The 239-nt window shown below is 66.5% G+C and carries 1 protein-coding gene; it reads right to left on the bottom strand.

Annotated elements, in window-relative coordinates; all coding sequences use genetic code 11:
• Positions 1–239, bottom strand: a 239-nt coding sequence (locus P0D73_RS46950) for a response regulator (protein WP_408321540.1), incomplete at both ends; no start/stop codon positions are given.

The raw sequence follows: 239 nt of genomic DNA, 5'->3' as shown, positions 1-239 counted from the left end.
GAAGGCAAAGGGCTTGACGAGGTAATCGTCCGCGCCGAGTTCGAGACCGCGCACGCGGTCGTCGACGTCGTCGCGCGCGGTGAGGAACAGCACGGGCGTGGTGCGCGTGGCGCGCAAGGTCTTGACGATGGTCCAGCCGTCCATGCCGGGCAGCATCACGTCGAGCACGATCACGTCGTACTCTTCTTCCTGGGCGAGGATCAGCCCTTGCGGGCCGTCGTTCGCCACGTCGACCGCAT

The sequence above is a fragment of the Paraburkholderia sp. RL18-101-BIB-B genome, assembly GCF_046026985.1.
Lineage (GTDB): Bacteria > Pseudomonadota > Gammaproteobacteria > Burkholderiales > Burkholderiaceae > Paraburkholderia.
The sequence above is the reverse complement of the archived record's forward strand: the minus strand, read 5'-3'. Positions and strand labels throughout refer to the sequence as shown.